This window comes from Streptomyces sp. NPDC091279 (assembly GCF_044757465.1).
Lineage (GTDB): Bacteria > Actinomycetota > Actinomycetes > Streptomycetales > Streptomycetaceae > Streptomyces.
Genome location: NZ_JBIVVA010000014.1, coordinates 1 through 13,407 on the forward strand (window position 1 = coordinate 1; position 13,407 = coordinate 13,407).

At 70.5% G+C, this 13,407-nt stretch carries 10 protein-coding genes; 3 read left to right on the forward strand and 7 right to left on the reverse strand.

Annotated elements, in window-relative coordinates:
- Positions 1 to 267 precede the first annotated feature (267 nt).
- Positions 268 to 1,761, forward strand: coding sequence for an alginate lyase family protein (locus ACIQOU_RS30545; RefSeq protein WP_401541800.1), 1,494 nt, complete (start codon positions 268 to 270; stop codon positions 1,759 to 1,761).
- Positions 1,762 to 1,887: 126 nt separating this feature from the next.
- Here the strand turns inward: ACIQOU_RS30545 and ACIQOU_RS30550 are convergent, their stop codons facing one another.
- Together ACIQOU_RS30550 and ACIQOU_RS30555 are read right to left on the reverse strand one after the other, a co-directional pair.
- The gene (locus tag ACIQOU_RS30550) at positions 1,888 to 3,504 is read right to left on the reverse strand and encodes an MFS transporter (protein ID WP_401541803.1); all 1,617 of its coding nucleotides are present in this window, start codon (positions 3,502 to 3,504) and stop codon (positions 1,888 to 1,890) included.
- Between the two features lie 287 nt (positions 3,505 to 3,791).
- Positions 3,792 to 5,267 carry a DUF445 domain-containing protein gene (locus tag ACIQOU_RS30555; RefSeq protein WP_401541805.1) on the reverse strand — a complete coding sequence of 492 codons (1,476 nt, stop codon included), beginning with the start codon at positions 5,265 to 5,267 and terminating at the stop codon, positions 3,792 to 3,794.
- A 220-nt stretch (positions 5,268 to 5,487) separates the two neighbouring features.
- Here ACIQOU_RS30555 and ACIQOU_RS30560 point away from each other — a divergent pair, with 220 nt between their 5' ends.
- On the forward strand, positions 5,488 to 6,828 hold the full coding sequence (locus ACIQOU_RS30560; protein WP_401541808.1) for an SGNH/GDSL hydrolase family protein: 1,341 nt from the start codon (positions 5,488 to 5,490) through the stop codon (positions 6,826 to 6,828).
- A 22-nt stretch (positions 6,829 to 6,850) separates the two neighbouring features.
- Here the strand turns inward: ACIQOU_RS30560 and ACIQOU_RS30565 are convergent, their stop codons facing one another.
- Genes ACIQOU_RS30565 through ACIQOU_RS30580 form a run of 4 tightly spaced genes read right to left on the reverse strand, consistent with a single transcriptional unit; the run spans position 6,851 to position 10,473 of the window.
- On the reverse strand, positions 6,851 to 7,774 hold the full coding sequence (locus ACIQOU_RS30565) for a DUF1707 domain-containing protein (protein ID WP_401541810.1): 924 nt from the start codon (positions 7,772 to 7,774) through the stop codon (positions 6,851 to 6,853).
- 10 nt (positions 7,775 to 7,784) lie between these two features.
- Positions 7,785 to 8,843 carry an ATP-binding cassette domain-containing protein gene (locus ACIQOU_RS30570; RefSeq protein ID WP_401541813.1) on the reverse strand — a complete coding sequence of 353 codons (1,059 nt, stop codon included), beginning with the start codon at positions 8,841 to 8,843 and terminating at the stop codon, positions 7,785 to 7,787.
- Positions 8,844 to 8,849: 6 nt separating this feature from the next.
- Positions 8,850 to 9,680: an ABC transporter permease gene (locus ACIQOU_RS30575; protein WP_401541816.1), complete on the reverse strand. Its 831-nt coding sequence runs from the start codon at positions 9,678 to 9,680 to the stop codon at positions 8,850 to 8,852.
- Positions 9,673 to 10,473: an ABC transporter permease gene (locus ACIQOU_RS30580; RefSeq protein WP_401541819.1), complete on the reverse strand. Its 801-nt coding sequence runs from the start codon at positions 10,471 to 10,473 to the stop codon at positions 9,673 to 9,675. Before ACIQOU_RS30580 ends, ACIQOU_RS30575 begins: the two co-directional genes overlap by 8 nt.
- Before the next feature lie 202 nt (positions 10,474 to 10,675).
- Here ACIQOU_RS30580 and ACIQOU_RS30585 point away from each other — a divergent pair, with 202 nt between their 5' ends.
- The gene (locus ACIQOU_RS30585; RefSeq protein ID WP_401541822.1) at positions 10,676 to 13,042 is read left to right on the forward strand and encodes a transglycosylase domain-containing protein; all 2,367 of its coding nucleotides are present in this window, start codon (positions 10,676 to 10,678) and stop codon (positions 13,040 to 13,042) included.
- On the opposite strand, the gene ACIQOU_RS30590 is transcribed toward ACIQOU_RS30585, so the two are convergent.
- A complete protein-coding gene (locus ACIQOU_RS30590) occupies positions 13,036 to 13,356 on the reverse strand; it encodes a DMT family transporter (RefSeq protein ID WP_401541825.1) in 321 nt (106 codons plus the stop codon). The genes ACIQOU_RS30585 and ACIQOU_RS30590 overlap by 7 nt on opposite strands.
- Positions 13,357 to 13,407 lie beyond the last annotated feature (51 nt).

The following is a 13,407-nucleotide window of genomic DNA, read 5'->3' on the forward strand; positions in this document are numbered from 1 at the left end:
CCCCCCCCCCCCCCCCCCCCACCCCCCCCCCCCCCCCCCCCCCCCCCCCCCCCCCCCCCCCCCCCCCCCCCCCCCCCCCCCCCCCCCCCCGACACCCCCACAACCCCCCGGCACCCCCCGGCACGACCCGGCACCCCCCGGCACCCCCCGGCACCCCCCGGCACGACCCGGCACCCCCCGGCACGACCCGGCACCCACCAGGCGCGCACGCCAAGGCTCGCACCCCCAGTTTTCGTTATCCACCCCCTCCCTCCCCGTCTCCCACGCATGCACGCGTCACGAGACTTCAGCCGCCGTACCCTCCTCAAGGCCTCCGGTGTCGCCGCAGCCGCCGTCGGAGTCGCGGGGGTCGCCCCGGCCTCGGCGGCCGGCGGCCTCGCGCACCCCGGGCTGCTCCACACCCGCACCGACCTCGCCCGCATGGCCGCCAAGGTGAAGGCCGGGGCGGCCCCCTACACCGCCGGGTTCGCCAAGTTGACCGCCAACCGGCATGCGCAGAGCGGCTGGGGGGCCAGTCCGAAGGAGATCGTCTACCGAGGGTCGGGCAGCCCGCAGAACTACGCCTCCCTCTACAACGACATCCACGCCGCCTACCAGAACGCCCTGCGCTACCACGTCAGTGGCGACAGCGCGCACGCCGACACTGCCGTAGCGATCCTCAACGCCTGGGCGAACACGCTCACTTCGGTGCAGGGAACGGCCGACCGGTTCCTCGCGGCCGGGCTGTACGGGTATCAGTTCGCCAACGCCGCCGAACTCGTGCGTGATCACGGGGACTTCCAGCTCGGGAAGTTCCAGCAGATGCTCCGTGACGTGTTCGCGCCGCTGAGCGAGAGCTTCCTCGTCAAGCACAACGACGCTGTCCCCAGCAACTACTGGACGAACTGGGACCTCGCCGCCGTCGCCTGCGTTCTCGCGGTCGGCATCTTCAACGACGACCGGGCCCAAGTCACGCGTGCCGTCGAGTACTTCAAGCACGGCGAGGGACTCGGCTCCGTGAAGAACGCCATCCCCGTCCTGCACGCCGACGGTCTCGGTGAGTGGCTGGAGGCGGGCCGCGACCAGGGGCACGCGCTGCTCGGCGTCGGACTCATGGGCACCGTCTGCGAGATGGCCTGGAACCAGGGTATCGACCTCTACGGCTACGACGACAGCCGCTTCCTCAAGGGCGCCCAGTACGTGGCCAAGTGGAGCATGGGCGGCACCGTGCCCTACACCCCCAACACCCGGCGCAAGGGTGCGGTCGCGGGGTGGTCCGGCAAGGAGACCGCCACGGCCGCGGCCGGCGTCAACCCCAACATGATCCGGCCCATCTGGGCGATGATCGCCAACCACTACACCAAGCGACGCGGACTGAGCGCCACCTATCTCACCCAGATCGCCGCCAAGTCGGCCCCCGAGGGCGGCGGCGGCGACTACGGGCCCGACAGCGGCGGCTACGACCAACTCGGCTTCGGCACACTGGCGTTCACCAGGGACCGGAACGGCACGGGAACCGTGCCGGACGCCGGAGCCGCCACGCCTTCCGCCAGCGCCAGCGCCAGCGCCGCCGCCTCGGCCGCCCCCGACGCCGACGCCGCATCCCCCTCCTCCGCCGCGTCCCCCTCCTCCGGCGCCTCCCCCGCCGCCGGCCGCGACCTCGCCGACACCGGTTCCAACGACGCCCTCGGCTGGGCCGCAGCAGCAGGGCTCACCACCGTGGCCGGAGGCCTGCTCCTCCTCCGCCGCCGCGACAAGGTCCGCCGCAGCAACGCCGAGTAGCACCCGCAGGGGAAGGGGGTTCCACGAACCCCCCGCCCCGCCCGCACACCCGCACAGGGCTACGGGCTCCCCCGAGATCCAACCCCCAGCCCCCTACGGGCCCACGGGCCCACAGCCCAACGCCCCTCACGGCGCCGAGTCCAACGACCCCGGCGCCGCCGGAGGCACACCCCCACCTCCCGCACCCCCCTCACCCGACACCTTCCCCGAACTGTTCCCCGGCCCCTTCCCCGGCCCCTTGCGCCCCGCCCCCTTCTCCTTCGCCGCCCGCACCGCCGTAGCCGCCACCCCGGCCACCGCCGACAGCGGCCTCGCGATGTCCTCCAGGGAACGGCGTTCCGCGTTCACCGCGAGGAACAGCGCGACCAGCCCCGCCGCACACATCAGCCCCGCGCCGATCTGGAAGGCGAGGGCGGCGTCGCCGATCACGCCGGATTCGGTGAGGTCGGCGAAGACCAGCGGTCCGCTGATGCCGCCGACCGCCGTGCCGAGGGCGTAGAAGAAGGCGATGGACATCGCCCGGGTCTCCATCGGGAAGATCTCCGAGACGGTGAGGTAGGCGCTGGACGCCCCCGCCGACGCGAAGAACAGCACCACGCACCAACAGGCCGTCAGGGTGGTCGTGTTGAGCGAGCCCCGGCTGAACAGCCAGGCGGTAGCGAAGAGAAGAACGCCGGAGACCAGATACGTCGACGAGATCATCACCCGGCGGCCGACCGAGTCGAAGAGCCTGCCGAGCAGCAGCGGGCCGAAGAAGTTGCCGAGCGCGATGACGGCGAAGTAGTAACCGGTGTTGCCGGTAGGGACGTTGAAGAATTTCGTGAGGATCGCGCCGAACCCGAAGGTGATGGCGTTGTAGAGGAACGCCTGCCCGATGAAGAGCGAGAAGCCGAGGACGGCCCGCTTGCGGTAGGTCGAGAAGATGGTCCGGGAGATCTCGCCGAAGCCGACGCTTCCGCGCTGCTCGATGGTGATCTCGGACTCGGGGCGGGGCAGCCGTTCGCCGGTCTCCGCCTCCACCTTCTTCTCGATCGACGCGACGATCCGTTCCGCCTCCTGTTCACGGCCGTGGATCAGCAGCCACCGTGGGCTCTCCGGGACGTGCCGCCTGACCAGGAGGATCACCAGGGCGAGAACGGCGCCGAGGGCGAACGTCAGTCGCCAGCCGACGTCCTTCGGAAGCAGCGACTCGTCCAGGGCGAGGATGGCCAGCAGTGAGCCGAAGAACGCGCCCGCCCAGAAGCTGCCGTTGATCGCGAGGTCGACGCGGCCCCGGTACTTCGCCGGGATCAGCTCGTCGATCGCGGAGTTGATCGCCGCGTACTCGCCGCCGATGCCGAAGCCGGTCAGGAAGCGGAACGTGAAGAACCACCAGCTGGAGAAGGACACGGCGGTCAGCGCGGTGGCCGCGAGATACACCGCCAGGGTGATCATGAAGAGTTTCTTGCGGCCCCAGGTGTCGGTCAGCCGCCCCCAGAAGAGGGCGCCGACGCACGCGCCCGCCACGTACAGCGCGGCGGAGATGCCGGTGATCTGGCCGGAGCTGATCGCCAGTCCGCTGCCGGGTTCGGACAGCCGCCCGGAGATGTTGCCGACGACCGTGACCTCCAGGCCGTCGAGAATCCACACGGTGCCGAGGCCGATGATGATCGTCCAGTGCCAGCGCGACCAGGGAAGTCGGTCCAGGCGGGCCGGGATGTCGGTGGTGATGGTGCGGGCGGCCGAGGCCTGCGCTCCGGTCATGGGCTCCCTCCTCGTCGAGCGAACCAACGAACCGATCCGCCGAACAGGAACGGACCGGTGCCGAACTCCTTCCAAGACTCCTGCCCGGACCCCTACCAGCACCGCTGCCCGGACCCCTGCCGGATGCCCACGTACCCGGGTATCACGCCCTTCGAGGGACCACACCCCCGAAGGGATAAGCCCACCGGGGTGGCACCCGCGTACTACGGGCCCCGCCCGCGATCCCATCCGCAACCACGTTCGCGATCACGCCCGCACCCACGCCCAGGGCGTAGTCCGCCGCCGGCCTACGCTCCCAGGACCCGTGACACCGTGTAGATCAACAGACCCGCCAGTGATCCCACCACCGTGCCATTGATCCGGATGAATTGCAGATCGCGCCCGATGTGCGCCTCGATCTTCCGGGTGGTGTGCTCGGCGTCCCAGCCGGCCACCGTGTCCGTGATCAGGGACGTGATCTCCCCCTGGTAGGTGGCCACGACGTACACCGCCGCGCCCTCCACCCAGCCGTCCACCTTGGCCTGGAGCCCGGCGTCGTGGGCCATCCGCTGCCCCAGCGACAGCAGCGCGGCCCGCACCCGCAGCCGCAGTTCGCTGCCTTCGTCCTCCGCCGCCGAGACGATCATGGACCGTACGGCCGTCCAGGCGGAGGCGATCAGGTCCTGGACCTCGCCGCGGCCCAGCACCTCGCCCTTGAGGCGTTCGACGCGCGCGCGGGTCTCGGTGTCGGCCTGGAGGTCGGCGGCGAAGTCGGAGAGGAACCGGTCGAGGGCGCCGCGGGCCGGGTGCGCGGGCATGTCGCGCATCTCGGTGACGAAGCGCAGCAGCTCCTTGTAGACGCGTTCGCCGACCCGTTTGTCGACGAACCGCGGCGTCCAGCCGGGCGCCCCGCCCTGGACGGCGTCCATGACCTGCCCGTCGTGCAGCACGAGCCAGTCGTGCGCCCGCGCGACGACCAGGTCGACGACGCGCTTGTGGCCGCCGTCGGCGACGATCCGCTCCAGCATCCTGCCGATGCCGGGCGCGATCTCCTGGGCGTCGGCCCGGCGGGTGATCGCCTCCCCGACGACGGCCTGGACGTCGGCGTCCCGCAGCACGGTCAGGGCGCCTCTGAGGGCCGCCGACAGTTCGGCGGTGACGCGGTCGGCGTGGTCGGGGTCGGCGAGCCAGGTGCCGAGCCGGTTGCCGATGCCGACGGAGCGCAGCCGGTGCCGTACGACGGTCTCGGAGAGGAAGTTCTCGCCGACGAACTCGCCCAGGGAGACGCCGAGTTGGTCCTTCTTGGTCGGGATGATCGCGGTGTGCGGGATCGGCAGGCCGAGCGGGTGCCGAAAGAGCGCGGTGACCGCGAACCAGTCGGCGAGCGCGCCCACCATGCCCGCCTCGGCCGCCGCCGCGACATACCCGGCCCAGGGTCCCGCGCCGGAGTTCTGCGCCCACTTCGCCAGGACGTAGACGACGGCCACGAGCAGCAGCAGGCCGGTCGCGGTGAGCTTCATCCGGCGCACCCCGCGCTGCTTCTCCTCGTCCGCCGCGCTGAACGTCGTCATCGCACGGACGGCCGAAGCGGGCAGGCCGCTGTCGACGGCGGCTGCGGCGGCGGCTCCGGTGCCGGTGGGGGCGGTGGGAGCGCCGTCGACGCGGGTGGCGCCGGCCACAGGAGTGGTCGCGTCGGCGGGTCCGCGCCCGTTATCGGCGGGCGCCGGACGGGCATGCTTGTCCACGTCACCTGTCCCGGTCTGTTCTGGTTCCGTGCGTTCCATCCACTCCACCCGCTCGTGATCTGCTGCACATATTGTCCCTTCCTGACCGACTCCTGGAACGGAACAGGAGTTCCCGGCGTCATGCTGGAGGGGAAGTTCGTCCGTGAACTCCGGTGACCCAATGGGGGGTCCTGTTCCACTACCCCTCATCCCATGGAGCATCATGGGATGATCACATCGGAGCCTGGGGCTCCCGTTCGCCCGAGGAGACACGCGCCGCATGACCAGGCGTCACGGTTATGCCCTGCTTTCCGCGATCATCGCGCTGGTGGTGGGCCTGTCGGCCGCCATATACGTGGGGGTCGCAGCCGACGAGAACGGCGGTGAAACCGGCCGGAGCAGCCTCGCCCAGGGCGCCAGACCCCACAACTCCGCCGCCCCCGCCTCCACCGGCGACTGGGTCGGCACCTGGTCCGCGTCCCCGGCGGGCGCCGAGCCCGGCACCGAGACCCAGGGCTACGCCGGGCGCTCGGTCCGCAACGTCATCCACACCGACGTCAGCGGCACCAACGCCCGCATCACCCTGTCCAACCTGTACGGCCAGTCGGCGCTGACCATCGCGCACGCCAGCATCGCCGTCGCCGCCGGCACCCGGACGGCCGGCGCGGTCGCGGACACCATGCGGCGCCTCACCTTCGACGGCAACACCTCGGTCGTCATCCCGGCCGGACAGCAGGTCCTCAGCGACGCCGTCCGCCTCCTCGTCCCGCACGACAGCGACCTCCTCGTCACCACGTACTCCCCCACCGCCTCGGGGCCGGTCACCTACCACCCGCACGCCCGGCAGATCTCCTACCTCGCCGACGGCGACTTCACCGAGGACGTCACCGGCACGGCCTACACCACGCCGACCCCGTACTGGCGCTACCTGACCGCCGTGGACGTGCTCAGCAACGAGTCCGACGGCACCGTGGTCGCCTTCGGCGACTCCATCACCGACGGCATCACCTCCACCCTGAACACCAACCGGCGCTGGACCGACGTCCTGTCCGGGCGGCTGCACACCGCGATCCAGTCGGGCCACGACCTGCCCCGCTACAGCGTCGTCAACGAGGGCATCAGCGGCAACCAGATCCTCGCCGACGGTCTCGGCCGCCCCGCCGACAACCAGAGCGGCCTCGGCCGCTTCCCCCGCGACGTCCTCGGCCGCACCAACGTGAAGGTCGTCGTCATCGACCTCGGCGTCAACGACATCCTGCGCAACCCGAAACTCGCCGACCCCGACAGGATCGTCACCGGGCTGCGCACCCTGGTCCGGCAGGCCCACGCCCGGGGCATCAAGGTCGTCGGCGCGACCCTCATGCCGTTCGAGGGCCACCGCGGCTACACGCCCGCCCGCGACACCGTCCGCCAGCAGGTGAACGCCGTGATCCGGTCCGGCAAGGTCTTCGACGCCGTCGTCGACTTCGACAAGGCCCTGCGCGACCCGTTCGACCCGCGCCGCCTCAAGCCCGCGTACGACTCCGGCGACCATCTCCACCCCAGCGACCAGGGCTACGCCCGCATGGCCCAGACCTTCGACCTGAACAGCCTGCGCGGCTCAGCCCCGGCAGAGCTGTAACCCCGGAGGCTCCCCCGCCCCCTCAGTGCTCCCCGTACTCCCCGTTCCGGCGCCGCCCCCGCCGCTCGCGGCGCTCCCGGTGACGCTCCCGGCGCTCTTCGTGGCGTGCGCGGCGTTCCTCGTGCCGTTCCCGACGCTCCTCACGGCGTTCATGGGCCTGCCCACCGGACCGGCCCTCAAGAGCGCGGCGGCCGGCGTCGGAGCCGCCGGAGTCCGTACCGGCGTCGGGACGTCCCCGCATCGGTGCCCCGCCCTCCAGCCCGGCTCGGCGGCGTTCTTCCTCCAGGAGCTGCCGTTCCTCCTTCAGACGTCGGCGTTCCGCCTTGGTGACCTTGCGTTCGACGCCGACGCCACCCCAGAAGGCGAAGCCGGTGACGGTCACGCGAGGTGCGCCCGGGTCACCCGGCACGCCCTCCTCGCCACTGTCGAAGCCGCCCATGATGCCGACACCCCGCATCACGACCTCGACGCCCGGCGGCACCACGACGTTGACGCCGCCCATGATCGCGACGCAGTTGATCTGGACCTCACGATCGGCGAAGTCCGCCTCCCGCAGGTCGATCTCACCGCCGCCCCAGAAGGCGAAGCAGTTCAGCCGCTTCGGCATCGTCCAGCGGCCCTTGCGCTGGAACCCCGACAGGACCGCGACCGCCCACGGCGCGGCACCCCGGTCCCCCACCACCCGGCCCGCCCAACCCCCCAGCGCCAGCGGCTCCTTGACCAGCGACACCGGCAGCGACGGCGGCAACGGCCCCCCGGAGACCGGCAGATCACGGATGAGCGGCGCCAACTCACCGTAGGTACGCGCCCGATAGGTGGCCTCCAGGCGCTCATCGAACTCCGCCAGGTCGAGGCGCCCCTCCGCGACGGCGTCCCGCAGTATCTCGGCGACCCGATCACGGTCGTCGTCGGAGGCTCTCAGGTCCGGGACGGCATCGTCGGTCATGGACAGCAGCCTACGAGGTCCCCCGCCCGTCGGCCACGAGCCCGGAACCCACCGCCCCACCCGCACCGGCGGCCCCCTCGGCCCCGCCCTCGTACATCTTCGCGATCACCGCCTCGATGTCCGGCTCCCGCACCGACAGATCGAGCAACGGATACCCGGCGGCCACCCGCGCCACCAGCGCCGCCGCCGACTCACCCGCCGGGAACGCCAGCCACTGCCGCGCCCCCTCCACCTTCACCACCCGCGCGGGCGGCGCCTCGATCGGCGGCGACTCCCGCTCCAGATCCACCACCAACAGCCGCTCGCTCTCGCCCACTTCGTGCAGCCCGGCCAGCGGACCGTCGTACATCAACCGCCCGTGGTCGATGACCATCACCCGGGAACAGAGCTGCTCGATGTCCTGGAGATCGTGCGTGGTCAGCAGGACCGTCGTGCCGCGCTCGGCGTTCAGGTCCCGCAGGAAACCCCGCACCCGCGCCTTCGAGATCACGTCCAGACCGATCGTCGGCTCGTCCAGGTACAGCACCTCGGGATCGTGCAGCAACGCCGCCGCGATGTCCCCGCGCATCCGCTGCCCCAGGGAGAGTTGACGCACCGGAGTCTCCAACAGGTCGCCCAGTTCGAGGAGTTCGACACAGCGGTCGAGGTTCTCCCGGTAACGGGCGTCCGGGATGCGGTACATGCGGTGCGCGAGCCGATAGGAATCGATCAGCGGCAGGTCCCACCACAAGGTCGTGCGCTGCCCGAACACCACCCCCATCCGACGCGCGAGCCGCGTCCGCTCCCGCGCCGGATCGATACCCGCGACCCGCAGCCGACCCCCGCTCGGCGTCAGGATGCCGGTCAGCATCTTGATGGTCGTCGACTTCCCGGCACCGTTCGGCCCGATGTAACCGACCATCTCGCCCCGCGCCACCGAGAACGAGAGCGAGTCGACCGCCCGCACCTCACGCCGCTCCCGCCGCAGGAACCCGGTCCTGCGCCGCACCTGGAACACCTTCTCGACCCCGTCGAGCCGAATGAAGTCCCCGTCCCCCACACCCTTGCCGCTCTTGCCGTTCCTATCCATCGCGCCCTAACTCCCCGTACTCCGGTACGACTTCAGCCCCGCCCGCCACGCGAGCCCCGCCAACGCCAGACACACCACCGCCACCAACGGCGACCCGAACGCCACCCACACAGGCAGCCCCAACGGCAACGGACGCCCCAACAGATACGCCGCGGGCACCCAGTTGACGAACGCCAGCGGCAGCACGAACACCACCCCGCGCACCAACTCCCGCCCGAACACCGTCGGCGGATACTGCAACAACGTCGTCCCCCCATAGGTGAACGCGTTCTGCACCTCCGACGCGTCCTGCGCCACGAACTGGAACGCCGCCCCCGCCACGAACACCGCGCAGAAGATCCCCGCCCCACTGGCCAACGCCACCACCAGCAGCAGCACCTTCAGCGGCCCCCAGTCGACATCGACGGCCACCAGCGCATACCCCAGCACCACCGCACCCTGCGCGATCCGCCCCACCCGCCGCAGCGCGAACCGGTCCGCCGCCACCTGCCCGAGCACCGGCACCGGACGCACCAACAACGAGTCCAGCGTGCCGTCCCGCACCCGCGTGCCCAGCCGATCCATCGACCCGATCGCCAGATCCGCGACCCCGAACGCCACACACGACATCCCGTACAGGAACGCCACCTCCGGCAACGGCCAGCCGCCCAGCGTGTCGACCCGCGAGAACATCAACAAGATCGTCACAAAATCCAGGCCGGTCAGCACCACCCCCACCAGCGTCGTCAGCACGAACGACGCCCGGTACGCCATCGTCGAACGCACCCACATCGCGGTGATCAACCCATACGCACGGACCCCCTCCACCACCCGCGACCGCCCCACCGTTTCAGCCACCCTGGACCACCACCCGCCGCGTCGCCACCGACTGCACCCACCGCCCCAGCGCCAGCAACACCACCGCCCACACCCCCTGGAACACGAACGTCCCCCACACATCCCCCCGCCCCAGCAGCACATCCGCCGGCCGCTGCAACAACGACGACCACGGCAGCACCCGCACCACCTCACCGAGCGCCCCCGGAAACACGTTCAACGGCAACGTCATCCCCGAGCAGAAGAGGCCCACGAACATCACCATCGCCGTCACCCCCGCGCCGTCCATCAGCCAGAACGTCAGCAACGCCGCCAGATACCGCAGCCCGAAACTCACCACCATCCCCAGCCCCACCGACACCAGGAACGCCACCCACGTCGTCCACTCCCCGGGCACCGCCAACGGGAACACCAGCGCCCCGAACGCGAACGGCAGCACCCCCCGCCCGATCAGCTCGAACGACGCCCGCCCCAGATCCGTCGCCAGCCACCACCACTGAAGATCGGCCGGACGGTACAGATCCACCGCGATGTCACCTGTCCTGATCCGCTCCATCAGCTCCGCCTCGACCCGGCTCCCCCCGATCGCCAGCGTCGACAACATCGCCTGCCCCACCCACACGAAGGTGATCGCCTGCGCCTGCGTGTACCCCCCAAGGTGGGGTTTCGCGTCCCACAGCGCCCGGTACGTGTAGACGAAAATCAGGCCGAAGACCGTGTTCGTGAACACCCCGGCGGCAGTCGCGACCCGGTACGTCGCGTACCGTCTGAATCCGCCCGCCGCGACGGCCGTGTACAACCGTCCCGAGCCCATTCCACAGCCCTCCCCACCGGTCCGACACCAAAGCGCAGGAGCCTAGCCCGCAGGTGGCGAGGTACACCACGTCTTTTCCGGACCGGAAGCGTGCCGTGATCCGGGAACGGAACGCCTGGTGCGAGAGTCTTCAACAGGGGGCGCAGAAGGCGTTTGAGGGCGTACGGGAACGTACGACGCGAAACAGGAGTCCGTGCACGAGATGAGTGACGAGCAGCAGCAGCCCGACGGCCAGGCACCGAGCGAGCCGCAGGCCGCCGACGAGGGGGGCAAGCCCAAGCGCCCCAAGCGCACCGGGTGGCGACGAGCCGTCCCGACCTGGCGCATCACCCTCGGCATCCTGGTGCTCGGCGTGCTCGCCCTGATCGGCCTCTTCTTCCTCGGCTACTCCCTGGTGCAGATCCCGCCGGCCAACGCCCTCGCCACCAAGCAGTCCAACGTCTACCTCTACGCCGACGGCTCCCAACTCGCCCGCGACGGCGAGATCAACCGCGAGAACGTCTCCCTCGCCCAGGTCTCCAAGAACGCCCAGCACGCCGTGCTCGCCGCCGAGGACCGCGACTTCTACACCGAGTCCGCCATCGACCCCAAGGCGATGCTCCGCGCCGGATGGAACACCGCGACCGGCAAGGGCAAGCAGTCCGGCTCCACCATCACCCAGCAGTACGTGAAGAACTACTACCTCGGACAGGAACAGACCGTCACCCGCAAGGTGAAGGAGTTCTTCATCTCCATCAAGCTGGACCGCGAGGAATCCAAGGACGAGATCCTTGAGGGCTACCTCAACACCAGCTACTTCGGCCGCAACGCCTACGGCGTCCAAGCCGCCGCCCAGGCCTACTACGGCATGGACGCCGAACAGCTCGACCCGGCCCACGCCGCCTACCTGGCCGCCCTGGTCAACGCGCCCAGCGAGTACGACGTGATCGCCCACCCCGAGAACAAGGCCGCCGCCGAGGCCCGTTGGAACTACGTCCTCGACGGCATGGTCAAACAGGGCTGGCTCACCCAGGCCAAGCGCACCGGCCTCACATTCCCGATGCCGAAGGAACAGACCGTCTCCACCGGCCTGTCCGGACAGCGCGGCTACATCGTCGACGCCATCAAGGACTACCTCACCGAGAACAAGATCGTCGACAAGGAATCCCTGGAAGCCGGCGGCTACCGCATCACCACCACCCTCGACAAGGACAAGCAGAACGCCTTCGTCGACGCCGTCAACGACCAGGTGATGGACAAACTCAGCAAGGACAACAAGGTCGACGACTACGTCCGCGCGGGCGGCGCCTCCGTCGACCCCAAGACCGGCAAGGTCGTCGCCATGTACGGCGGCGTCGACTACGTGAAGCAGTACACCAACGGCGCCACCCGCGGTGACTTCCAGGTCGGCTCCACCTTCAAGCCGTTCGTGTTCACCTCGGCCGTCCAGAACGACTCCGAGACCCAGGATGGCCAGACCATCACCCCCAACACCTACTACGACGGCACCAACAAACGCCCCGTACAAGGCTGGAACGGCGGCACCTACGCCCCGGAGAACGAGGACGAGGTCGACTACGGCGACATCACCGTCCGCACCGCCACCGACAAGTCCGTCAACTCCGTGTACGCGCAGATGGCCGTCGACGTCGGCCCCGCCAAGGTCAAGCAGACCGCCGTCGCCCTCGGCATCCCCGCCGGCACCCCCGACCTGAGCCCCGGCCCGGCCATCGCCCTCGGCACCGCCACCGCCAGCGTCCTCGACATGGCGGAGTCCTACGCCACCCTCGCCAACCACGGCAAACGCGGCACCTACACGATGATCGACTCCGTCACCAAGGACGGCGAGAAGATCACCCTGCCCGCCGAGAAGACCCACCAGGCCGTCTCCCGCGAAGCCGCCGACACCACCACCTCCGTCCTCCAGAGCGTCGTCGAGAACGGCACCGCCACCGCCGCCCAGGCCGCCGGCCGCCCCGCCGCCGGCAAGACCGGCACCGCCGAGGAGGACAAGGCCGCCTGGTTCGCCGGCTACACCCCCGACCTCGCCACCGTCGTCGCCGTGATGGGCCAGGACCCGGTCACCGCCCAGCACAAATCCCTCTACGGCGCCCTCGGCCAGGAACGCATCAACGGCGGCGGCGCACCCGCACAGATCTGGGCACAGTTCACCAAGGCCGCCCTCAAGGGCACGCCGGTCACCGACTTCGACCTCGACCTCCAGCCCGGCGCCGACGAGGTCGCCCCGCCCTCCCAGCAGCCCACCGACCCCACCACCGGCGCCCAGGACAACGGCGGCACCACCACCGGCGGCCAGAACGACCAGACCCCCACCCCGGGCGGCGACACCGGCGCCACCACCACCGACGGCGGCACCACGACCGACGGCGGCACCACCGGAGCCACCCCCACCACCGGCGGCACCACCACCGACGGCGCAACCACCAGCACCGGCGGCACCACCACCGACGGCTCGACCTCCACCGGCACCACCGGCACCACCGGCGACACCTCCACCGGCACCACGACCGGCACCGACACCGGCACCACCAGCACCGGCACCACAGCGGGACCAGGCACCGATCAATGACCGCCGGTCGCCTTCAACCCCACGACGGCGACCAGCAACAGACCCACGAAGAAGATCCGGGCGGCGGTCACCGGCTCACCCAGCACCACCATCCCGACCACCGCCGCCCCAGCCGCCCCGATCCCCACCCACACCCCGTACGCGGTACCGATCGGCAACGTCCGGGCCGCATACGACAACAGCACCATGCTCACCACGATCCCCGCACCGGTGAACACACTGGGAACCAGCCGGGTGAACCCGTCGGTGTACTTCATCCCCACCGACCAGCCCACCTCCAGCAGACCGGCGACCACCAACAGAACCCACGCCACGACACACCTCCGAGACGACAACGGACATCGGTGCGTCGTCTTTGCCCCGAG

Excerpts from the sequence above, each read along its gene's own strand:
- ACIQOU_RS30545 (WP_401541800.1), top strand. The coding sequence starts at position 268 with ATGCACGCGTCACGAGACTTCAGCCGCCGTACCCTCCTCAAGGCCTCC.
- ACIQOU_RS30570 (WP_401541813.1), bottom strand. The coding sequence starts at position 8,843 with ATGGATAGGAACGGCAAGAGCGGCAAGGGTGTGGGGGACGGGGACTTC.
- ACIQOU_RS30565 (WP_401541810.1), bottom strand. The coding sequence starts at position 7,774 with ATGACCGACGATGCCGTCCCGGACCTGAGAGCCTCCGACGACGACCGT.
- ACIQOU_RS30555 (WP_401541805.1), bottom strand. The coding sequence starts at position 5,267 with ATGGAACGCACGGAACCAGAACAGACCGGGACAGGTGACGTGGACAAG.
- ACIQOU_RS30550 (WP_401541803.1), bottom strand. The coding sequence starts at position 3,504 with ATGACCGGAGCGCAGGCCTCGGCCGCCCGCACCATCACCACCGACATC.
- ACIQOU_RS30585 (WP_401541822.1), top strand. The coding sequence starts at position 10,676 with ATGAGTGACGAGCAGCAGCAGCCCGACGGCCAGGCACCGAGCGAGCCG.
- ACIQOU_RS30580 (WP_401541819.1), bottom strand. The coding sequence starts at position 10,473 with ATGGGCTCGGGACGGTTGTACACGGCCGTCGCGGCGGGCGGATTCAGA.
- ACIQOU_RS30560 (WP_401541808.1), top strand. The coding sequence starts at position 5,488 with ATGACCAGGCGTCACGGTTATGCCCTGCTTTCCGCGATCATCGCGCTG.